The following is a 22570-nucleotide window of genomic DNA, read 5'->3' as shown; positions in this document are numbered from 1 at the left end:
GATCGATTTCCTCAAGACGCAAGGATTTCGATATATCTAAAACATGTTTTGTCCTGAATTTTACGATCGACGCTACCGATGCCACTCCTGCGGCCCCTTATGTCGCCGACAATACCAAACAAAGTTTCCTTGCTTGCAATGACTTGTGCTGGCGCGCAAACAGACTATTATTCGAAGAAGAGCAGCAAAATTCGCAGGGAGTTCGAAAATTGGACCTGGACGATATCGATCGTGCGATTCTGAAGGCGCTTCAGAACAATGGCCGCATCACCAATGCGGAGCTCGCGGAAACCGTGGGCCTCTCACCGTCCGCTTGCTCGCGCAGGCTTGACCTCCTGGAAAAAAGCGGCGTGATCGAGGGCTACACCGCCAAGATCTCGCCCGAGGCGCTCGGATACAAGATGACAGCGCTTGTCCACATCTCGCTGTCCGGCCAGTTCGCCCGTACGCTCGCCGAATTCGAAGAGGCGGTCAGGCAGTGCCCGAATGTAATCGTTTGCTACATGGTTTCGGGCGCATACGACTATGTACTGCGCGTGGCAGCGAAGGATCTGAAGGATTATGAGCGCATCCACCGCGACTGGCTTTCCGCCTTGCCGCATGTTGTCCAGATCAACTCATCCTTCGCGCTTCGCCCGATTATCGAACGCCTGAATGTCGATGTTGACGAGGCGTTTAGCGCTGCGCCGGTTTGACCATCAAAAGCCAGTTCCCGCCATCGGCCCGCCAGTCAGGCGCAGTTACCAGCGGCTGGCGCGCCACCTCCTTGAAGCCGAGCCGTTCATAAAAACGTCTGGCGGGGGCGTTGGCATCCGATACAATCAGGCTGATGGCGCTGTCACCGCAAATCCGGTCTGCCTTGTCCAACAGAACCGAACCAAGACCGCGACCGCGATATTCCGCGTAAGCCGCCAGCACACGAAGATAGTATGTACCTGCCGCCTGCCGCTTGAGTTCGCGCAGCGGCGCGAGAACAGGATGATCGCCGGCGCAGATGCTATGCTGAACCTCATTTTCAAGAGGATAAGCAATCATCAGCGCCGCAACGTCAGACCCGAGCGTGGCGACCGTACCATTGGTCCAGGAAATCGCGCCGTCTTCCCGCGACGCGCTCTCGCGCCCGGCCTGCCATGGATCTTCGGCACCGCCCTCAAGCTGGGCCCAGCACCAGAGCGGCAGACCGTGTGCAGCAATATTGATCAGCCGCACCATGTCCGGCACATCCTCGCGGGCCGCATTGCGGATCGTGAAACTGGTAACCAAACGTCTCTCCCGTATTGACGGTCGGCACGCCCTCCGAATAGCCTGCCTCCGTTTCATTTAATCGGCATAAGGTTGGTGCTCTTTCACACCCGATGTCAACCGCCTGTCACAGGACGGTGCGAAGCGGTACTCGTGTTCCCACATTTTCCGCGCAAGCGATGAACCCCGGAGCTATCATGTCCACGCACATTCTCTTGCCTTCGATATCACGCCGCGCCCTAATCAAGGGCATGTCCGCCGCATCGGCCCTGATCGCACTGCATCCCTTCGCCGCAAGAGCGGCAGGCAACCAGGCGCATCTGAGACTGATGGAAACAACTGATATCCACGTCAACGTGTTCCCTTACGACTACTATGCCGACAGGCCCAATGACACGATGGGGCTGGCGCGCACGGCCTCGATCATCGACGCCATCCGCGCGGAGTCTGCCAATTCGATGCTGATCGACAATGGTGACTTCCTTCAGGGTAACCCGATGGGCGACTATATTGCCTATGAGCGCGGCATGAATGAAGGCGATGTTCATCCGGTCATCAAGGCCATGAACGTGCTCGGTTATGATGTCGGCACACTCGGCAATCACGAATTCAATTATGGCCTCGATTTCATGCTCAAGGTCGTTGGTGGTGCCAACTTTCCCTTTGTCTGCGCCAACCTGACCAAGGGTAGCCTTGCCAACGATCCGCGCAATGACGAACTGATGTTCGCCCCCTATTTGATCAAGGAAAAGATGATCAATGATGGCGCCGGAAATAAAAGCCCGGTCAAGATCGGCTTCACCGGGTTCGTTCCACCGCAGATCATGGTCTGGGACGAAAAGAACCTCGCCGGCAAGGCCAATACCCGCGATATCGTCGAAGCAGCGAGGGCCTGGGTGCCGGTGATGAAAGAGGAAGGCGCCGACATCATCATCGCCCTCTCCCATTCCGGCATAGATGGTACCGGCCCGTCGGAACTGATGGAAAATGCCTCGCTCTATCTCGCCGGCGTTGATGGCATCGACGCGGTCTTTACCGGCCACCAGCATCTGGTCTTCCCCGGCCCCACCGATTTCCAGGGCATTGCCGGCGTCGACCCGGAGAAAGGTACGCTCCAGGGCAAGCCCGCCGCGATGGCCGGTTTCTGGGGCTCGCATATGGGTCTGATCGACCTGCTTCTGGAAAAGGACGGCAGCAGCTGGAAGATCGTCGACTTCTCCACCGAGGCGCGTCCGATCTATCATCGCACCGAGGACCGCAAGGTCGTCGCCGACGTCTCATCCGACACCGCCGTTATCGCCGCCGCCAGCGCCGATCATGAGGCAACGCTTAAATATGTCCGCACCCCCGTCGGCAAAACGTCGGCAGCACTGCAGTCCTATTTTGCGCTCGTAGCCGACGACCCGTCCGTCCAGATCGTCTCCAAGGCACAGATCTGGTATACAAAGGACATGCTGAAAGACAGCGAATACAGGGACTTCCCCGTGCTTTCCGCCGCAGCCCCGTTCAAGGCCGGCGGTCGCGGCGGTCCGGACTACTATACCGAGGTCCCGGCCGGCGACATCGCCATCAGGAATGTCGCCGACCTCTATCTCTATCCCAACACCGCCCGCGCCGTGCTGATCAACGGCGCGCAGGTGCGCGAGTGGCTGGAAATGTCGGCAGGCATGTTTAACCAGGTTGAACCGGGTGCCAAAGACGCACCGCTCCTGAACCCGGATTTTCCATCTTACAATTTCGATATCATTGACGGCGTGACCTACAAGATCGACCTGTCGAAGCCGGCGCGTTATGCCAAAGACGGCAGCCTCGCCAACCCGGACAGCCACCGTATTGCCGACCTTTCCTTTGACGGAAACCCGATAGACCCCGAACAGCAATTTGTGGTGGCGACCAACAATTACCGGGCCGGCGGCGGCGGCCACTTTCCTGACATCGATAATGACGTCGTCGTCTTCGTCGGCCCCGACACCAACCGCGATGTAATCGTGCGCTATATCGTCGATCAGGGCACCATCAACCCGTCTGCCGATTTCAACTGGAGCTTCGCGCCGATGCCCGGCACCACGGCGATTTTCGAGACCGGACCGCGCGCGCAAACCTACATTGTTGACGTCAAGGGCGCAAAGATCGAGACCGCCGGCGACGGCGAGAACGGCTTTTCGCTCTACCGGGTTGTTCTTTGAGAACCGACTGCGAAGAAAACTGATGATGCACAAGGGCGGGCTTCGGTCCGACCTTGTGCTCTCAGAGCCGTTCCGGCTGGTGAAGAGTAGTGCCGAACGACGCTATCTTCCCGCCTCTGTTCCAGCACCGATAGAAACGCATTTGTTGAGCAGCGGTCAGCCCGTTCCACCACCAAACGAATCCGGCATGGCCGAATTGACCGTGCGGTTTTTCAGGATTGCACCACAGTGCGGCACAGACGGCCCGAAGCGCGAGACAGCCGGGCGGCTACTCGCTCGTGTCGAAAATCGATGGGCCGGACCCCGTCAAACGTCCGCTTTACCCTTCGCGTAGCATTTCCCAAACGGAAGCCACGAGCTGTTTTAGGTTATACGGCTTCGGCAGGAAGCCGAATTTGGCGTCGTCCGGCAGATTCTTGGCAAAAGCATCGTCGGCATAACCGGAAACGAAAATGAATTTCAGTTCCGGATACGCCTTGCGCGCCTCACGCAGAAGCGTTGGTCCGTCCATTTCCGGCATGACGACGTCGGAGACGACAATATCGACCGCGCCATCGAGCTTTTCGAGGATCTTCAGCGCATGAACGCCGGTATCGGCCTCATGCACGGTGAAGCCGCGCATTTCCAGCATGCGCTTGCCGGAACGGCGCACAGCATCCTCGTCTTCGACCAAAAGCACCACGGCGGATTGACCGGTCAGATCCATATCCTCCTCGCGCGGCGCTTCGTTGTCACTCTCATTGCCTTCGGAAAAGGCCGCGGCAATCGTCTGCCCCTTGTGGTCCTTCGGCGCATCGACCGTGTGCGAACCCGCAGCATTGGCGTGGCGCGGCAACAGGATGACGAATTTTGTCCCCTTGCCAACTTCGGATATCGCGTGGAGATAACCGCCGGACTGGGTGACGATGCCGTAGACCATGGCAAGGCCGAGACCGGTGCCCTTGCCCACATCCTTGGTGGTGAAAAACGGTTCGAATATCTTGTCGAGCACATCCGGGGCAATGCCCGTGCCGGTATCGGCAACCTCGACAGCCACGAATTCCCGCTCCGGAACTTCGCGCAAGCCGAGCGAGGCCACCTCGTCGGCAGCGACATTGCGAGTGCTGACCGTGAGCTTACCGCCGTCCGGCATGGCATCGCGGGCGTTGACGCAGAGATTGGTAATGACCTGGCCAAATTGCCCCGGGTCGGTTCTGACCGGCCAGAGATCACGCGCGAAATCGGTTGTCAGGCGGATATCGGACCCACCCGTCAGCCGCTCGATCATCATCCGGTTATCGCCGATGACATCATTGAGATCGACCACTTCGGGCCGCATGGTTTGCTGGCGCGAAAACGCCAGCAACTGTCGCACCAGCCCCGAAGCCCGGTTGGCATTGCGCTTGATCTCGACAAGGTCTGCAAACTCGGGATCCGAAGCCCGCGATTGCAGCAAGAGGTGATCTGCGGAAAGCAGGATGGCCGTCAGCACATTGTTAAAGTCATGGGCGATACCACCGGCAAGGGTGGCAACAGCATTGAGCTTCTGCGTGCGCGCCATCTGCGCTTCCAGCGATTTCTGTTCGCTGATCTCGATAACGTAGACCAGCGCCACCGCGTCCGGTCCCGCTCCGCGCGCGGCATGGACAAAGAAACGGAAATGGCTGTTGTCATCAGTGGCGTGGCACCCCTCGAATGGCGGAATTTCGCCCTGCCCGTCAGCAGCAGCGGCCAGCGCATCGCGCATGCGTGCCCGGCCCGTCTCCTCGAGCAACGCCTCAATGCGCGCACCATGCCCGATTTCCTCGCGGCGCAACACACCGGAAAAGGCCGTCAGGAAGCGGGTATTTGTTTTTAAGAGCCTGCCCTGACGGTCGACGGTGGCGATCGCCATCGGCGTATCATCAAAGAATTGTCCCGGTCCGGAATCGGCTGGGCCGTCGACGGATGATTCCTCGCGCTTGAGCACAACAGTGCGGCTTTCCGAGAGCTGGCCGTCCCGTCCACCGGTCACATCATGCAGCAACCGGACAGGCAGGTAGCGCCCGGAGGCAAGGCGCAATTCCACATCGAGCGTTTCGCTCACGCGTTGTCCCGGGCCAGCCTCAACAGCACTCACAAGCGTCATGCCTTCGCCGCCGACGACCTCCGACAGCCGAACAGAACCCGTTGAAAAGCCCGCAAGGTCGATTTCCAGCCATCCGGCAAGCGTCGCATTCAGATAACGGATCTTGCCTTCTGCATCGCAGGTCATGAATCCGACCGGCGCATGATCGAGATAGTCGATCGCCCTTTGAAGCTCCCGGAAATAGCGCTCCTGTTCCTGCCGTTCCTCGGTAATGTCCGAAATCTGCCAGATATTGAAATTGCGCGTACGGGCGCGAGTATCGGTCACCGGAAAGAACCGCGCGCTCAGCCTGTACCACCGTGCCGTGCTTTCCCGTTTACCCGAAAGCGGTCGCGTGAGGCGGAACTCCTCGTGGTCGTCTTCCCCGCCACGTACAGACTGGGTAAGACGGTATAGCACCTCCGAGCTTTCAGGCTCTTCCGAAAGCAGCGCCTCCAGACTCGGTGTCGGGCCGTTCTCGCCATCGTCAGTCAACTCTCGATAGGCAGCATTGGCATAGACCACCCTGTCGCGATGATCGGTAATGACGACGGCTTCTGGATAGTGATCGAGAAACGGACCGGCAAAGTGATTCTGCCTTGCCCCCGGAAAGAGCTGCGCCAGCCCGGTCAGGGCCGCGAGAACAAAAAACACACCGAGAACCGCAAACAGACCCAAAACCGCAAGGAGAATATCGTCCGGAAGGTAGCCGCGATACTGGTAGCCAAGGATAATGATCACCGCCAGTATCAACAACACCAGGGCCAGTTTCGCCAGAGCGCCGGAGCCCGGGCCGCGGCTGATCACCGGTTTTCCGGTTTTGTCGCCCTTTCGATCCAATGTCATCGCAACCTCATTCTCCGCACAATCCGGCCGTATGAAAAACACTCAGGGCCGCGAACGGCAGCTCAGCGAGAGCATATCGTTGCCAACGCTGATGAACCCATCTCCGCGGCAATCGCAGAAAGACCCCGTAGCTGCCCCCGGACTGGCTTTTGTTTTCAGCCGGCCCAATGCACGGGTTACCGGCTCTCGTGCGGGAACAATAGCCGGAAATGCTTAATTTTGGGTGTTTTGCGAGCAAAACCGTGGACGGAACAACAAGGCCTCCGGATCGACCTTGAAGCCACAAGATGAAAGCTTGATATATCGAGCACAAACACATACCAAAATCAGTGCGTGAAATTTGAATCACACCACAACCGAGCTGAAATCAAGGTGACACTCGAATGCCGAGCGAAAGGTAAACCATGGGAGACACGACATTCAGCAACGCCCTATTCGATTTCCCGATCCTTTCCATCGGCATCATCGTTCTGGCTGTGCTGGCAATCTGGTATCTCCTGCGCCACCGTCCGCCTTCTCCCTTCATCAAGGGTGGGAAAAACAGGCGCCCGCGGCTTCTCGTCGTTGACGCAGCAGCCGTCGATGCGCGCCGCCGTGTGGTCTTGATCCGGCGAGACAATGTCGAACATCTGGTCATGATCGGCGGGCCGAACGACATCTTGCTTGAAACGCGCATTCCCGCGCCCATCGGCACTCGCCACAGGGCGGCAGCCGAGCAAAATGCCGTAAAAGCCGAAGATCAGAAACAGGCTGAAGGCCCGCGTACTGAGAGCACGTGATACGCCGGGGCCCGGCAGAACAAGTCAGCAAACCAAAAGGCCGCGTCCTGATCGGGCGCGGCCTTTTGGTGTGTCATGCTATTCGTCGCGGTAGATTTTCTCGCGTCGCTCGTGACGCTCCTGCGCCTCAATCGACAACGTTGCAATCGGTCGCGCATCAAGCCGCCGCAAGCTGATCGGCTCGCCTGTCTCCTCACAATACCCATAGGTCCCTTCGTCAATCCGACGCAGTGCCGAATCGATCTTGGAAATCAGCTTGCGCTGACGATCTCTCGCCCTGAGTTCGATGGATCGGTCGGTTTCGGAAGAGGCCCGGTCTGCAATATCCGGGAGATTGGCATTTTCGGCTGCCAGATTGTCGAGCGTTTCGCGTGCTTCCCGCAAAATATCGTTTCTCCAGGCGATAAGTTTCGCGCGAAAATAGGCCCGTTGGTTGGGATTCATGAACTCTTCGTTATCGGAGAGAACATAGCTACTAAGATCAATGTTCTTGTTCAAAGCCATTCTCCTGAACAACACCCCACGGCCGCTGTATATCCTAAACAACCCAGATTATTCAAGCCTCTGCATTAAATTTAAGCAGTAAAAACTCTGTCGAAAAAATAGGCCACTTTTTTAAAATTTAAGCAACGCAGGGCAGAAATTGCACAGAAATGATGCCCTTCACTGCATTGCGACGGTTATGGACGTTCTCTCACCGCGCGAACTCGCCCGGACGGGCAGAACGTGCAACCAACACGAATTCCAACGTGACCCGGTTGGGTTTTCAAAACCATGCGGGCGCGGCAAAAAAATCGCAGGGGCTTGCGGAAATTTCGTGCTAAAGACATCTTCGAACCAGCGGATCTGCCGCAATTGCGGATGCCGCCCAGCCGAAACCGCTTCATGCCGCTTCGAGATGAGCAATGTCGACGATCAGCCCTCACCCTGAACGGATCTACCTTTTCCGCCACGCCCAGGCCGTCTGGCCTGAACCAACAATGCGCGATTTCGAGCGTCCGCTCTCCAAAAGCGGTATTGATGATGCGGCCGCCATTGCCGCGCGCCTGAAAGCCGAAGGATATCTACCCGAGGTCATACTCTCGTCGTCGGCCATGCGCTGCCGCCAGACGGCTGACGCAGCCTATCGCGCGCTTGAGCGCAGGCCTTCATGCCGTTTCATCGATGATTTCTACCAAGCCGCGCCGATTACCTATATCGAGGCCATTGCAGACCATGCGGATCGCCAATCGGTCATGATCTGCGGGCATAATCCCGGTATCGAAGAAATGCTTTTGATGCTCGTCGGTTACGAAGCCTTCAATGCAACCTGCCCCTATGGTTACCCGACCGCAGGTATCGCGGTGCTGGATCACACAGGCGCGCCGATGAGCACCCAAAATGGCGCGCCCGAATGGAAGATCACCGCATTTCTTGCGCCGTGAGCAAGCTGCCGCTTGTCCGCTCACCGCCTTTCATCGTGACCCACGCTTACCTATATTGCGGTTTGAACCGCTAGAGGAAGCCGCACTTGATGCCCATCCATACGTCGCTCGGCGACAACGCAAGGCTTACGCTCGATACGATCGCCGATCGTGCAACGGATATTGTCCAGCCGACACTGCGGCTCGGCGTCACCGGGCTTTCGCGTGCCGGCAAAACCGTCTTCATTGCCTCGCTGGTGCACAATCTTATCCACGGCGGACGATTGCCGATGTTCGAGGCCATGCGTTCAGGGCGGCTTTCGGACGCGCGGTTGGTCGAGCAGCCGGATGACCAGGTGCCGCGTTTCGACTATGAAACCCATATCGACAAGCTGGTGGATGAACGGATCTGGCCCGAATCGACCAGGGCGATCTCCGAACTGCGCCTGATCATCGACTATGAAAGCGCCAGCCGCTGGAACCGGATGTTCTCGCGCGGCCGGCTTGCGATCGACATTGTCGACTATCCGGGCGAATGGCTGCTCGACCTCCCCCTTCTCGGTCAGGATTTCCAGACTTTTTCCAGAGAAACTGAAGCGCGCGCCAGTTCGGGTGCCCGCGCATCACTTGCCAGCGAATGGCTGCAGCTCAGCGGAAACGTCGACTATGATGCCCCGGCCGATGAAAAAACGGTGAAAGCACTGCATGAGACATTCACCGCTTATCTCAGAGCCTGCCGGGCAGACGAACACTCACTGTCTACCCTGCCACCCGGCCGTTTTTTGATGCCCGGTGACCTCGAGGGCTCACCGGCACTGACCTTCGCTCCGTTGCCAGGCCTGGGCGAAGGTCCGGCAAAGCGTGGCACACTTGCCGCCGTGATGGAGCGCCGCTTTGAGGCCTACAAGTCCGTAGTCGTCAAGCCATTCTTCCGAAACCACTTCGCCCGCCTCGACCGCCAGATCGTGCTGGTGGATACGCTGCAGGCGTTAAGCCGCGGGCAGGAAGCCGTTGCCGATCTCGAACACGCGCTTTCGGAAGTTCTGGCCTGTTTCAGGCCAGGCCGCAACACCTGGCTTTCATCCCTTGTCCGAAAGCGGATCGACCGCGTTCTGATTGCCGCGACAAAGGCCGACCACCTGCATCACGAAAGCCATGACCGGCTGGAAAAGCTCACCCGCCGCCTTGTCGATGACGCAGCCAGATCCATAGGCGCTGCGGGTGCTGGCACCGAAGTCATGGCCATTGCCTCTGTCAGGGCAACGCGCGAAGCAATGGCAGACAGCGGTTCGATACAGCTTCCGGTGATCGTAGGAACACCTATATCTGGCGAGAAAATCGGCTGTGAAGTCTTTGATGGAAAAAGAAAAACAGCAATTTTCCCGGGAGACCTTCCTGCCAATCCCGATGCGTTTTTCAGGCTATTGAGGCGTGGAGGAAAAACACCGGAAAATCTTGCGGACGTCAATGCCGTGCGTTTTCGCCCACCGGAAATCGACGTTGAGAATCAGGATGACGGAATTTCGATCCCGCATATCCGTCTTGACCGCGCCCTGCAGTTTCTACTGGGAGACCGGCTGGCATGACCCCGAGCACCAACGAGCCACGAAAGCCCGCCGTCTTCGATATCGCCGAAGACGACCGCCGCGGCGACAGCACCCAGCGTCGCAAGCCACGTCACTTTGACGACCCCGATGTGATGATGACACCCGACGAGGAAGATCCTTTTTTCAGCGATGCTGGAACCATTGCGGACGATGAACTCGATCCGCCGGTCGCAACCATGAAGAAGCGGCGTTTTTCGTTCGGCAAACTTGCGACGGTTGCCTTTGGAATTGTGTTTTCACTGGCGCTCGGGCTCTGGATCGATGACCTCGTGCGCAGCCTGTTCGCCCGCGCGCCCTGGCTAGGCTGGCTGGCTCTGGGCGCCGTGATGGTCGGCGGCCTTGCCGCCGTCGTGATCGCCATCCGCGAGGTCGTCGCGATTGTCAGACTTGGTGCAGTCCAGAACATCAAGCTTCAATTGGCGCAGGCCCGTGCCGGAAGCGACACAGGTGCGGCCCGCAAAGCGGTTGCAGAACTTGCGGCTCTCGTCGCCGGAAAGGCAGAAACCGCTCGGGGCCGGCAGCGCCTGAGTGAACTTGACAATGCCGTTGTCGATGCCCCGCAGCTTGTCGATTTCTGCGAGCGCGAGATGATGGCGCCGCTCGACATCAGGGCGCGTTCGCTCATTCTCAATGCTTCCAAACGGGTATCAGTGGTTACGGCCATCAGCCCGCGGGCCGCGGTGGACGTTCTATATGTGTTTTACGAATCGATGCGGCTGGTCCGCAACATGGCCGAGCTTTATGGCGGCCGTCCGGGTTCTATCGGCATGTTCCGGCTTATGCGCGACGTACTGGCCCATCTCGCCGTAACCGGCTCGATTGCGGTCGGCGACAGCCTCGTCCAACAGGTGCTGGGTCACGGTCTAGCCTCAAAGCTTTCCGCCCGCTTCGGAGAAGGCATGATCAACGGGATGATGACCGCACGGATCGGCATTGCGGCGATGGACCTATGCCGGCCTATGCCGTTCAACGCCCTGAAACGCCCCGGCATCAGTGATTTCATCAACGACCTTGGCCCGGGACAAAAACGCGACCTGTCCAAATCTGACGCGACCTAGATGTAATGAACCGCAATCATAGGGGTTTCGAACTGCAAACATCTGCAGTACGCCAGATGGGAGCCTTCTGGAAGCCGCCCCTCAAAGAGCCCAACTCGAAAAGAGTTGAGCGGTTTCAGTGGCTTGTGATTCAGTTCTGTCGTCAAACCGAACGGAGCCACACATACCCTGGACTGAAACCGCCTGCCGCGAATATCGCCGCAACGCGCCACGTTACGCAAGCGAGCTGACGAACGATGAATGGGCGTTGATCGCCGCGATCATCCAGAACCCAGGCGGCTCGGGCGTCCACGCATGACCGATCTGCGGGAGGTCATGAATGCAATCCTCTATATGGCAACGACCGGCTGTCAGTGGGGCCAGTTGGCGAAGGACCTGCCGCCTATTCGACGGTTCAGCACTATTTCTACGATTGCCGCGACAACGGCCTGTTGCAGGCTATCCGTTTCCACCTTGTCCTGGAAACGCGGGAGCTGGAGGGGCGCGAAGCCTCGCCGACTGCAGGGGTCATCGACAGCCTGAGCGTCAAAACCACGGAAAGCGGCGGGGTTCGCGGTTTCCACGCGAGCAAAAAATCGAGGGTCGTAAACGGCACATCGTCTTCGACGCTATCGACCTCATGGTTGGCCTTGTCGTCCATGCCGCCGATATTCAGGACCGCGATGACGCTCCTGCCGTTCTCTCCTCCGTCCGGAGGTCCTGCCCGTGGCTGCGCCATATCTTCGCCGATGGCGGCTATCAGGGACCGAAACTGCGCGGCGCGCTCAAGAGGATCGGCCAATGGAGCCTTGAGATCGTAAAAGCTTCCAGGTTCTACCGCGCCGATGGGTGGCCGAGCGCACATTTGCGTGGCTCGGACGATGCCGGAGACTGGCAAAGGAGTGGGATAAATCCATCGTATCAGCCGAAGCATCGATCAACGTCGCCCATATCCGTCTCACAACAAGACGCCTCGCAAGGTATTGCTATTATTCATAGAATTTCGAGCCGGGCCTAACGGCGTCCGTATCCCGCGCCTGATCACAATCAGCCTAGCATAGACATGCCCCAAACCTTCATAATTTCGGCAGGGTGTGCTGAAAGAATATAACCCATTGAAACATATACATTAAATCCGACACAAACGAGCGTCTGTGGCGGCATTTCTGATGGTCCGCTGTACCAACGATGCGATCCGTGATTTTTGACTGCACCAGTTCAAACAATTGGGCTTATGTTCCCAAAACTGCCGGACTAAAGCGTTTGGGTACGGTACGAAGGAGCACGACAAGAGCAGCAAGCGTGCCCGCTGAGGTGATAGAAAAAAGAGTAGTAAATTCAAATAAATTATTGTGCCCCAGACATTTACGGAAGTTTCTTTGCTAGTGGATTGATCCTATCAATCCACTAGCAGGCACAGCACAGTAGACCGAAGCCTCGCCGCGCCTATTCAAAATATGGCCGCAAACGTGAATGTCGCGGGTGCGATTGGTGAGCAGACCGGAAAGCCAGCTTACACCGCACGCGCTGGCGTGATCCGACAGCAAGCAAACCAAAGCTTAACGTTTCCGCGCCATTCTGCCGCCTCAACCAAAACGTGCTCTGAAGCTTGAATCGGGACACCGCATGACGAGACGACCGGCCGCGTGCCGTATTTTCCCTGCACTTGTCGCCGCGGCGCTCGCGGTGGCATTGCCATCCGGCGCGGCGGCCGATGGCGATGACGGCACGTTTTTCCGGCAGGTCGCTGGAAAATGGTCCGGACCGGGCAAGATTGTCGAAGGCAAGATGAAGGGAACCCGCTTCCGCTGTGAACTCGACGGCCTCGCGCTCGAAGACAGCCAGGAGGGGTTCAGACTCGAAGGCTCGTGTCGTGCAGGACTTTTTCCCATCCGATGACGGCGGTGTTCATCCGTGACGAAGACGGTTATCGCGGTCGTTTTCTCGATGGTGAGAAAGGCGATGGTCTTGAGGTCACCGGCGGTTCAGTCAATGACGGCAAGGCCGTGATTTCGCTCAAACGCGAAGATGTCGAAGGCGCGCTCGTCACCCGTCTTGTCAGCGCAGATGACCTGAACATCACACTCCTGATCAAGGGCAGCACACGGTATGTGCCGGTGATCGGACTATCACTGAAGCGACAAACCGACCCGCTTGCGGTCGGGTCGATCGACTAGCGCTTTTCAGGCTTTCCACCAGTTCCCGTTGTCGCTGACCGGGTCGATACCCTGTTGATCGGTCTCTGCGCTCCATGCGGCGATGCTGCGCCCCTCGACTGAAAACTCCGGTGCTATTTCCGATAGCGGAATGAGCACGAAACCACGCTCAGTCATGCGCGGATGCGGCACCGTCAGCAGTTCGCTCTCGCGCGACAGGGTGCCGAACGTGAGGATATCAATATCGATGAGCCGCGGCCCCCAGCGCTGATCGCGGACCCGCTTCAGATCTTTTTCGACGGCAAGGCAGAAGCGCATCAGCGCTTCCGCAGAAAGACCGGTATCAACGAGCGCACAGCAATTGACGAACGGCGGCTGCGCGACAGGCCCCCAGGGCGGCGTGCGATAGAGACGCGACACCGCAGCGACCCGCGACTGCGGCTCCGCATCCAGCATCTTCAGGGCGCGCGCCATGGCCTGCGCCGGGTCTCCCAGATTGCCGCCAAGACCGAGCGCGGCACGCACCTTATCAGCGCACATCGTAATCCACCCGTGCCTCGGCATAATCAAGCACTCCGGGCACCGGCGCGGATGGCTTGCGCACCGCAACCTCGGCCCGCCGTATCGCCGGATAGCGGGCCGTCACAGTAACAGCGATTGCATGCGCCAGCGCTTCTATCAGCTTGAAGCGGCGGCCGGTCACCACTTCGCCGATCAGGCGATGGACCTCGCCATAATCGACCGCATGCGAGAAGTCATCACGAAGACGCGCGGCATCGTCCTCGATCTCCATGACGATATCGACATAGAAGCGTTGGCCGAGCCGCTCCTCCTCCTTCATAACGCCATGCGTGGCAAAAAAGGCGCAATTCTTCAGTGTGATGGCATAACGTCCGTTCATGAGAGACCTCCATGATGCCTGGCGATGATGTCGTCGGCAAAGGCCAGCGCGGCGCGGCTGGCTGCGACATTGTGAACGCGGAAGAGTGCTCCACCGGAAAGACGCATCAAAGCAGTCGTTGCCGCCGTGCCGAAATCCCGAGTCAGATTATCCTCGCCCCCGCTCATTGCTGCGACGAAGCGCTTGCGCGAGGTCCCGATCAGGATCGGCAAACCGAGGGCGTGCAGCACATCAAGACGCGCCATGATCTCAAGATTGTCAGTCGTCTCCTTGCCGAAACCGAAACCAGGATCGATGACGATCTGACTTTCGGAGAGCCCCGCCTCGGATGTAGCCCGAAGCGCCGGCTTAAGAAAGGCGAGTTGGTCGGCGACGGCATCTTTAAGACAATCGCGCCCCCGGCTTGTGTGCATCAGACAATAGCCTGCGCCAGTCCGGGCTGCGACAGCAAGAATATCCGGTTCTCCAGATCCGCCGGTCACGTCATTTATGATGTGAGCACCGGCGTCAATAGCCAGTCGCGCGGTCTCGGCGCGCCAGGTATCGATGGAAATCAATGCATCGGTCTGCTCGGCCAGTGCCGCAATGACGGGCAAGACACGTGCCTGTTCCTCGTCAGCACTAACGGGTTGTGCACCGGGCCGCGTTGATTCTCCGCCAATGTCGAGAATAGCGGCGCCATCCGCCACCGCGCCAAGCGCGAATTCGACCGCCGCAGACTCATCTGCAAACCGGCCACCATCGGAAAACGAGTCGGGCGTCACATTGACAATCGCCATCAGCCCGCCCCTCGGACCGAGCGTCAGCATCCGGCCGTTGGCGCAATCGAGATGGCGTAATCTGAAAAGTTCAGCCTGGGCTGGTCTCATAAACGACCCTTCCCTTGCAGGCGTGGCCCGCCGCCGCGTTCCGGCTACACAAGACAATCCCTCGTCCGGAACCGAAACCGAGACAGGGGCCTGTCAGCCCTGTTCGTCGGGTATGCGCACCGTCAGTCCGTCGAACTCCGGTCGCATGTTGATCTGGCAGGAAAGGCGAGAATTGGCCCGGACATCGATTGCAAAATCGAGCATGTCCTCCTCCATCGGCTCAGGCTCGCCGACCTTAGCTATCCATGCCTCATCCACGTAGACGTGGCAGGTGGCGCAGGCGCAGGCTCCGCCGCACTCGGCCTCAATGCCCGGAACGCCGTTGCGGACGGCGTTTTCCATAACCGTGGAGCCTTCCTCTACTTCCAGGTCATAGACGGTATCATCATTGCCGATGAATTTCAGTTTAAGCATTTCCTGGACCTTAGTGTTTGGGATGCTGCAAAGGCGTTGGGATTTGCCAGTTCTTCCTCCATAACGGTCGGACAGTCAATATTTACGTCCGATATCCGGGTGGCTATCAGCGGATCGCATGAAAACCAGAGGCTCGAAAAAGCACTTGTCTTTGAAGCGGCCTCAGAAAAGGCGCATTATGGTTAATATTTGCTAAATGACGGAATTTGATCGCTTTTTGGTGTTCATATCGCTGCTTATGTCCAGATCTTCATCCACAGCTGCCAGGCTGCAGACGCGGATAATGTTGTGCGGCCTTTGCGAATATGCGATTGGAAACGGGGGTAATCCCTTGAAATAGAAGACATTTGCTCGTCTTTTGCTGCTGTTCTTCAAAGCGAGAGGCACTGTGAGAAAGGCATTTCGACACTATTTCACATGTGTGCCGGAAACTGCGGAATGTCCCTTCGGGGAGTGACCGGTTTGCGGCTGAAAGAGTTTTCAGGTCTTCCTTTGCGGGTCTCGCATGTCGCGGACGCAAAGGTAAGGTCCTTGTGTCACGAGGCGTATCCATGGCGAAACAATCTGGCGGCTCTTCGCTCGATGATCAGGCACTCAATGCTCTTGAAAATGCGCTGTCTCCGGACACGTTGGACAATGATTCGAATGCCGGTGCAACATCGGAGGCCAGGGATACTGAAGCAGAGGGTCAGGAACCGGCCCGCCCGCAGAGCAGTCAGTCCAATGCTCCGAGGCCCAAATCACCTGCCTTCCGACCCGCCAACGATCCCGGCTTCCTGTCATCGCAACGTGTGCTGCGCGCTTTTGAACGTCGTTCGACAGTCAAGGCGCTGCGGAATTCCACAATCATGTCGGCTGGCTGGCTCAGTGTTGGCATAGCCGGTTCGCTGGTAGCGTTCGGCAGCCAGATCTTCAACGCAACCTCGTTCGCCGATATATTGAGTATCGACGGGATCGGCCTTGCAGCAGCCCTCACCGTTGCACCGATCTTCGTGTTCTATGCCTACAATATCATGCTGGCGCGCGCCCGCGACATGCAGGAGGCCGCCCGCTCGATGGCTGAGGTCGCACTGCGGCTTTCAGATCCGGACGAAAACGCTGCCCAGCAGGTCCGCAGTGTCAGCCAGGCCGTCCGTCGCGAAGTCTATGCCATGAACGAGGGTATCGAGCGCACCATCGCCCGCGCTTCCGAGCTCGAAAACATCGTTCACTCTGAAGTCAATGCGCTCGAGCGCAGCTACGCTGACAACGAGATGCGCGTGCGAAATCTTGTGCAGGAGCTTTCCGCCGAGCGCGAAGCCGTGGTCACTCACGCCGAGCGGCTCAAGACATCGATTCTGGGCAGCAATGATCAACTCAGAAACGAGATCACAACTGTGATGGAAGAACTCACCCGCAAGGTGAGCACGGCCGGCGACGGTGTGGCAGAGATGCTGGAAACCCGCGCAGCCATGATCGACGAAAACACCTCCAGGGCCGTTTCAAGCATCGGCGACCTTCTCGAAGATCGTTCAAGCGCCCTGAGAAGTGAATTCGACCGCAGCTATGGTGCGCTCTCCGAACTGTTCGACAAGCGCTTTGACGACCTCGGCACGCGTTTTGACGAACGCGGACGCACGCTGATCTCCGATTTCCACGCCAGCGCAACTGCGCTTAACCAGGAAACCGAGCATCTGACTTCTGCTCTAGAAACAAGCGGAAGCGCGCTCGACGAAATGCTCGCAAAACGCACCGAAGCGTTGCGCGAAGTTGCAGAAACCAGCGAAGGGTCCATGAATGCCGCGCTTGAACGCGTCGTCGGCGGACTTTCGACAACGCTGAGCGAGACACAGGCCAGCTTCAACCAGAAGATCAGCGAAACCGAAGCGGAAATCAGCCGCCAAGTGGAAGAACGCCGCGAATATGTGGATCAGCGTCTGGAGGCAACCCTTTCGCGCCTCAGCACCGATATCGACGGCAGGCTCGACGGCTTTACCAGCGCCCTCGAAGGCAGCGGCAACACACTCGAAAGCCGCATCGATAACACGCTGGGCCGCTTCAACCAGACCTTCAGCGAAGGTGAGTCCAGTATTGATTCGCTTCTGTCGGCAGCATCGGATCGCCTTCAGGACCGGATGACCGAACACACGCTTTCATTGGCGACCGTCCTTTCGGCGAGCACCGAAACGCTAGACCTGTCAATCAAGGCCCGCTCCGAGGAGATCGGCGACACATTCGACCGGGAACATGGTCGGCTTGAACAGGTCTTCGGCGAGGCATCAACCCGCCTGGACGACAAGCTCGCACGCTTCAACCGGCAGATCACCGATGGTGAAGCCAATATCGGAACGACGCTCTCGGAGGCCGGAGACCGTCTTGGCGATCGCATGAACGATCAGGCAATCATGCTGGCGACGACGCTTTCCACAAGCGAGGAAACCTTCGCGCTGTCACTCGGTTCGCATGCAGCACTTGTCGAGAGCAAAATGCGAGAAGGCGCCGAGCGCCTCGACGGATCGCTATCGGAGGCATCAGAGCGAATCGACCTGCAGCTCGGCCGGTTCAACGAACGCGTCGGCGACGGCGAGACCGGCATCACCGCCGCAATCTCGGCTGCTTCGGAGCGGCTCGGCGAACAGATGAATGAGCAGTCCCTCATGCTTGCCGCCACACTTTCGGCAGCCGAGGAAACTTTCGGGCAGACCATCGAATCCAGCTCAACCAAACTTGAGGGAACACTGCGCAGCGGCCAGGACCGGCTTGGTCAGGCCATTTCCGACGCGACCGGCCATTTCGACAGGGAGCTGACACAGTTCACGGATAGGCTCGGCAGCGGCGAAGCAAATATCACCTCGGCCCTTTCCGGCGCCACCGAACACCTTGAGGCCCAACTTGAAGAAAAGGCGGGCCAGCTGTCGCATACACTGTCGTCGGCCCAGTCGTCTCTCGAGCAGACCCTTGATCAGCATGAGCAAAGGCTCGGAGAAACCGTCGGCCAGGCAGGTGTGCGCGTGGGAGCGACACTCGACAACGCTCAGCAGCGCCTCGAAGACCGCCTGAACGATCATTCCATCGCGCTCGCGACGACGCTTTCGACCAGCGAAGACAGCATCGCCCAGACGCTCGATTCCACCACGGCCCGCCTCAACGAAACGCTTTCGGATAGCCAGACACGGCTTACCGGCTCCTATGAGCAGGTTGCCGCCCGGCTTCACGAAACGGTCGTTGAGCAGACCACAACGCTCGATAAACGGATATCCGATATCGACGACCAGGTTTCCCGCACGTTCGCAGCGCGTGAGGAACGCATTCGCAACGCCTATCAGCAGGGACAAAGCCACCTCGAAGACGCGCTACGCGAAGGAACCGGTGCGCTCGAGGAAAAGCTGAGCCAGGCCAGCACGAACATCTCCGGCATTCTGACGGAAGAGACCACCAGCATTTCGGCAACCATCGCCGCGTCAAGCAGCATGCTCGAAATGTCGCTGGAGGGCCGCGAATCGGCCCTGCGCGACACGATCGACAAAGCCGGCATGGCACTTGAAGGGCGTCTGCGTGATTCAGCTGGCGCGATCGCCGGTAAAGTCTCCACTGCCGCAGGCCTCATCAGCGAGTCGGCAAAGACCATGACCGAGCGGGTCGAAACATCCTTCGGCGCGCTCGGCGAAAGCCTCGAGCGTCACGGAGAGGCTGTCGAGAAAGGCGCGCTGCGGATCGAGGGACTGGCTGAAGACACTGGCCGCCGTCTGAACAAGGCGCTCAACGATCACGCAACGACTATTGAAACCACCGGTGGGGCTGTCGAAAGCCGTCTTACCTCTTCGCTTTCCCATCACATTGAACGGCTTGCCGAAACCGGAGAGACGACGCAAACGCAGCTTGAGAAAACCCTTTCCGAACGCAGCGCCGCTTTTGAGCACGCAACCGATGAGGCAGCCGAGCGCCTTGCCGCTTCAGGCAAAGCGGTCCACGACCGCATTTCTGAAACCATGGAGCAGAACACCAGACGGTTTGAAGAGAGCGGCAGTGTCGTTTTCGACCGGCTGAACGAAACCCTGTTGACCCGTGAAAATGCCTTCGTGATGGCCGGGAACAAGCTTGATGAACGCATCGGTGGCATGCTGGATGAAAAGTCCCAGATGATCGAGGCTGCAAGTGCCGCCGCCTCGGAACGGCTGAGTGATACGCTGCTGACCCATGAGAATGCTTTCGCGCTGACCGCAACACAGATGGATGAGCGCATCGGTGGCATGCTGGGTGAAAAGTCCCAGATGATCGAGGCTGCAAGTGCCGCCGCCTCGGAACGGCTGAACGAGACGCTGCTGACCCATGAGAACGCTTTCGTGATGGCTGCAACACAGATGGACGAGCGCATCGGTGGCATGCTGGATGAAAAGTCCCAGATGATCGAGGCTGCAAGTGCCGCCGCCTCGGAACGGCTGAACGAGACGCTGCTGACCCATGAGAATGCTTTCGTGATGGCCGCAACACAGATGGACGAGCGCATCGGTGGCATGCTGGATGAAAAGTCCCAGATGATCGAGGCTGCAAGTGCCGCCGCCTCGGAGCGGCTGAGTGATACGCTGCTGACCCATGAGAATGCTTTCGTGATGGCTGCAACACAGATGGACGAGCGCATCGGTGGCATGCTGGATGAAAAATCCCGCATGATCGAAGCCACCAGCACAGCCGCTACCGACAGGCTCAACCAGACACTCGACGCGCGCCGCAGCGCGATTGCGGCAACCCTGGAACACGGCCAGAATCACATCGACACGCGCTTCACCAATCTTGAAAGCGCGCTCGACACCGGGCTCGGCAATATCAACGAGACAATGGATCGTCGGGTTGCGGAGCTTGCCGGTCGCATCAGGGATACAGTTTCCGAAACCTCGGCAGATATGAGCCGCGATGCGGAAGACGCCCGCATGAAGCTTGAAACAGCAAGCCAGAGTTTTACCGATCGGATCTCCGATGCGGTCAACGGCGCTCGCCAGGGCATGGAAACCTCAGCCCATGCCATTTTCGAACGGGCCCGAGAAATGCAAGCGGAGCTTGCCAATCAGGCTGCCGCTGCGGGTGAATACGCTTCTGAAAACAGCACACGCATTTCCGAAATCATCTCGGCGACCAGCGATCGGATCGACAACCAGATCGAAACCATCCGGCGGACCATGGGTGATGCCGAACGCCTTCTCGCCGAACGCGGAGAACGCCTGAACAGCGGTATTGCCGGAAGCTCCGACATGCTTGCCCAACAGTTGGAGAGTTCCGAACGCTCGATGACCGAACGGGCGCAGTCTCTGCGGGAAAGCCTCGGTGCCCAAATGGCAGCACTTGAGGAAACTCTCGGTACGGTCGACAAGGTGCTGACAGCACGCAGCGAGGCCGTGGGAACCGCTCTTGACGAGCGCGCCCGCGACATGAACTCGATGCTGGCGGGCCATACGACCGAACTGAGTTCCCTGATCGACGAAAAGGCACGTCCGCTCATCGATAGCTACGGCGAAACAGGCCGCCTCGCCGCCGAGCGAATCCGCAAGGCTTCCGAGGAAAGCAGCGAACAGCTGCGTCATGATGGAAACGCCCTTGCCGGCAATGTGGAAGCGCTGGTCACCCATCTGAGCCAGAGCCATCAGATGCTTGCCAGTGTCGTCGACCAGGCGGCAGCCCGCCTGTCCTCAGCCGACGAGCAGCTCAATACAACTGCGAACCGTATCAACGAAACGGCACAACGCTCTTCCGCGTCGCTTGCAGATTCGAGCAAGCTGCTCGGCAGCAAGGTCGATGCGCTCGACGACAGCGCCGCGACCGCTCTGGAAACCGTCCATGGGCTGGTTTCCCAGATCGAAAGCCATGCCAGCGTGCTTGACCGGGCCTCCAACCTGATCGAGTCTGCGCAATCAAACCTTGCGAACACGCTTTCCGAACGGCAGCAAGCGCTTGGTCTCCTCTCCGACGGCCTGGCCGAGCGCTCGCAGGAAATCGACAAGGGGCTGAAGGCCGTTGCCGCAGCCGTTGCCGCTTCGATGGATAAGACCGGCCGCGAAGCGCAGACCATGTCCGAAAACGTCGCTGAAACCATGCGCGGCACTGTGGAAGACGCCGCCAAGCGTTTCTCTGGGGCGACGCAGGAAATCGAGCGGATTTCTGCGGAAATCCGGACCGAACTCGACCAAACCCGCGAAGCAGTCAAGCGCGGTATCCACGACATGCCAGAAGAGGCACGCGAAAGCGCGCAGGCCATGCGCAAGGCCGTGGAAGACCAGATCCGCGCCCTCCAGGACATCTCGTCCATGATATCCACCTCGCGCTCGCAGATTTCCGCACCGCAGACGCCACGCAGCACGGCGGCAAAAACGGAAGAACCGAAGGAGCGGCCCCTTGCGAGCCCGCCGGCCGGTTCGCTGGGTATGGCGACACCCGACCTTCGGTCGACTATGCCGCGTGAACCCCGCCAGCAGGCGGTCACCCGGACAACAGCTGGCAGCGCGCCCGGTGGCGAAGGGTGGATCAGCGACCTCCTGCGTGCCGCAGCGCGTGAAGAAGCCGGCCAGCGGGACCAACCTAAAGGCGGAAGCCGCACGAGCCAGGTAACAGCCAGCGACCGCAAGCCCAACCAGGTGGTCGACTCGCTCAACTCGCTTTCGGTCGACATCGCCCGGGCGATCGACCACGACGCCTCTGTCGAGCTCTGGCACCGCTACCAGCAGGGCGAGCGCGATGTATTCACGCGCCGGCTCTATACGCTGAAGGGACAGCGCACCTTCGACGAAATCAAGGCGAAATACGATGGTGATCGGGAGTTCCGCACCTCCGTCGACCGCTATATCGGCGACTTCGAGAAGCTTCTCTCCGATGTGATGCGCAAGAACCGCGACCGGGCAGCCGTTCAGTCCTACCTGACGTCTGATACCGGTAAGGTCTACACCATGCTCGCACACGCAGCCGGCCGTCTAAAATAACAACGCCGGCAGGCATACGGACATGAAAAAGGGCGGCTCAGAGAGGCCGCCCTTTTTTGATGTTTCATGTTAACCAGATTGGCCGCCTTACCAGGCCTTC

General features: G+C 58.8%; 18 protein-coding genes. 11 read left to right on the top strand and 7 right to left on the bottom strand.

Features of this window, described 5'->3' with window-relative positions; translation table 11 throughout:
• Window positions 1–209 precede the first annotated feature (209 nt).
• Window positions 210–695 (top strand): Lrp/AsnC family transcriptional regulator, encoded by a 486-nt coding sequence (locus AC0L7L_RS05870; RefSeq protein WP_272210812.1) that lies wholly within the window; start codon window positions 210–212, stop codon window positions 693–695.
• Here the strand turns inward: AC0L7L_RS05870 and AC0L7L_RS05865 are convergent.
• Entirely contained in the window at window positions 676–1263 is a 588-nt protein-coding gene (locus AC0L7L_RS05865; RefSeq protein WP_272210811.1) for a GNAT family N-acetyltransferase, read from the bottom strand. The genes AC0L7L_RS05870 and AC0L7L_RS05865 overlap by 20 nt on opposite strands.
• Window positions 1264–1439: 176 nt before the next feature.
• On the opposite strand from AC0L7L_RS05865, the gene AC0L7L_RS05860 reads away from it, so the two are divergent.
• Window positions 1440–3428 carry a bifunctional 2',3'-cyclic-nucleotide 2'-phosphodiesterase/3'-nucleotidase gene (locus AC0L7L_RS05860; protein WP_473512670.1) on the top strand — a complete coding sequence of 663 codons (1989 nt, stop codon included), beginning with the start codon at window positions 1440–1442 and terminating at the stop codon, window positions 3426–3428.
• 319 nt (window positions 3429–3747) lie between these two features.
• Here AC0L7L_RS05860 and cckA read toward each other — a convergent pair whose 3' ends face one another.
• The gene (gene cckA, locus AC0L7L_RS05855) at window positions 3748–6360 is read right to left on the bottom strand and encodes a cell cycle histidine kinase CckA (protein ID WP_473512667.1); all 2613 of its coding nucleotides are present in this window, start codon (window positions 6358–6360) and stop codon (window positions 3748–3750) included.
• A 404-nt stretch (window positions 6361–6764) separates the two neighbouring features.
• Here cckA and AC0L7L_RS05850 point away from each other — a divergent pair, with 404 nt between their 5' ends.
• The gene (locus AC0L7L_RS05850) at window positions 6765–7139 is read left to right on the top strand and encodes a flagellar biosynthetic protein FliO (RefSeq protein ID WP_272210806.1); all 375 of its coding nucleotides are present in this window, start codon (window positions 6765–6767) and stop codon (window positions 7137–7139) included.
• Window positions 7140–7217: 78 nt separating this feature from the next.
• Here AC0L7L_RS05850 and dksA read toward each other — a convergent pair whose 3' ends face one another.
• Window positions 7218–7637, bottom strand: a complete 420-nt coding sequence (gene dksA / locus AC0L7L_RS05845) for an RNA polymerase-binding protein DksA (protein WP_272210805.1) — start codon at window positions 7635–7637, stop codon at window positions 7218–7220.
• Between the two features lie 407 nt (window positions 7638–8044).
• Here dksA and AC0L7L_RS05840 point away from each other — a divergent pair, with 407 nt between their 5' ends.
• The 7 genes from AC0L7L_RS05840 to AC0L7L_RS05810 all read left to right on the top strand — a co-directional run bounded on the left by AC0L7L_RS05840 (window position 8045) and on the right by AC0L7L_RS05810 (window position 13363).
• Window positions 8045–8563, top strand: coding sequence for a SixA phosphatase family protein (locus tag AC0L7L_RS05840; protein ID WP_473512662.1), 519 nt, complete (start codon window positions 8045–8047; stop codon window positions 8561–8563).
• Window positions 8564–8649: 86 nt separating this feature from the next.
• Window positions 8650–10128 carry a YcjX family GTP-binding protein gene (locus tag AC0L7L_RS05835; protein ID WP_473512659.1) on the top strand — a complete coding sequence of 493 codons (1479 nt, stop codon included), beginning with the start codon at window positions 8650–8652 and terminating at the stop codon, window positions 10126–10128.
• Window positions 10125–11207 (top strand): YcjF family protein, encoded by a 1083-nt coding sequence (locus AC0L7L_RS05830; RefSeq protein ID WP_473512656.1) that lies wholly within the window; start codon window positions 10125–10127, stop codon window positions 11205–11207. The genes AC0L7L_RS05835 and AC0L7L_RS05830 overlap by 4 nt, the downstream gene beginning before the upstream one ends.
• Before the next feature lie 240 nt (window positions 11208–11447).
• Window positions 11448–11729, top strand: coding sequence for a transposase (locus AC0L7L_RS05825; protein ID WP_473512653.1), 282 nt, complete (start codon window positions 11448–11450; stop codon window positions 11727–11729).
• Complete coding sequence (locus tag AC0L7L_RS05820; RefSeq protein ID WP_473512650.1) at window positions 11620–12204, top strand: transposase; 585 nt, start codon at window positions 11620–11622, stop codon at window positions 12202–12204. Before AC0L7L_RS05825 ends, AC0L7L_RS05820 begins: the two co-directional genes overlap by 110 nt.
• Before the next feature lie 608 nt (window positions 12205–12812).
• Entirely contained in the window at window positions 12813–13085 is a 273-nt protein-coding gene (locus AC0L7L_RS05815; protein WP_272210798.1) for a hypothetical protein, read from the top strand.
• The gene (locus tag AC0L7L_RS05810; protein WP_272210797.1) at window positions 13082–13363 is read left to right on the top strand and encodes a hypothetical protein; all 282 of its coding nucleotides are present in this window, start codon (window positions 13082–13084) and stop codon (window positions 13361–13363) included. Before AC0L7L_RS05815 ends, AC0L7L_RS05810 begins: the two co-directional genes overlap by 4 nt.
• A gap of 6 nt (window positions 13364–13369) precedes the next feature.
• Here AC0L7L_RS05810 and folK read toward each other — a convergent pair whose 3' ends face one another.
• The 4 genes from folK to AC0L7L_RS05790 form a co-directional block, all read right to left on the bottom strand.
• Window positions 13370–13882, bottom strand: coding sequence for a 2-amino-4-hydroxy-6-hydroxymethyldihydropteridine diphosphokinase (gene folK / locus AC0L7L_RS05805; protein WP_473512644.1), 513 nt, complete (start codon window positions 13880–13882; stop codon window positions 13370–13372).
• Window positions 13872–14243 carry a dihydroneopterin aldolase gene (gene folB / locus AC0L7L_RS05800; protein ID WP_473512641.1) on the bottom strand — a complete coding sequence of 124 codons (372 nt, stop codon included), beginning with the start codon at window positions 14241–14243 and terminating at the stop codon, window positions 13872–13874. Before folB ends, folK begins: the two co-directional genes overlap by 11 nt.
• On the bottom strand, window positions 14240–15112 hold the full coding sequence (folP, locus tag AC0L7L_RS05795) for a dihydropteroate synthase (protein ID WP_272210794.1): 873 nt from the start codon (window positions 15110–15112) through the stop codon (window positions 14240–14242). Before folP ends, folB begins: the two co-directional genes overlap by 4 nt.
• Window positions 15113–15205: 93 nt before the next feature.
• Complete coding sequence (locus AC0L7L_RS05790; RefSeq protein ID WP_272210793.1) at window positions 15206–15526, bottom strand: 2Fe-2S iron-sulfur cluster-binding protein; 321 nt, start codon at window positions 15524–15526, stop codon at window positions 15206–15208.
• Between the two features lie 551 nt (window positions 15527–16077).
• On the opposite strand from AC0L7L_RS05790, the gene AC0L7L_RS05785 reads away from it, so the two are divergent.
• The gene (locus AC0L7L_RS05785) at window positions 16078–22470 is read left to right on the top strand and encodes an apolipoprotein A-IV repeat region-like domain-containing protein (RefSeq protein WP_473512633.1); all 6393 of its coding nucleotides are present in this window, start codon (window positions 16078–16080) and stop codon (window positions 22468–22470) included.
• Window positions 22471–22570: the final 100 nt, after the last annotated feature.

Source organism: Martelella sp. K41-7 (genome assembly GCF_055808365.1).
Note: the sequence above shows the minus strand (reverse complement) of the source record. Positions and strands in the feature narration are given on the sequence as shown.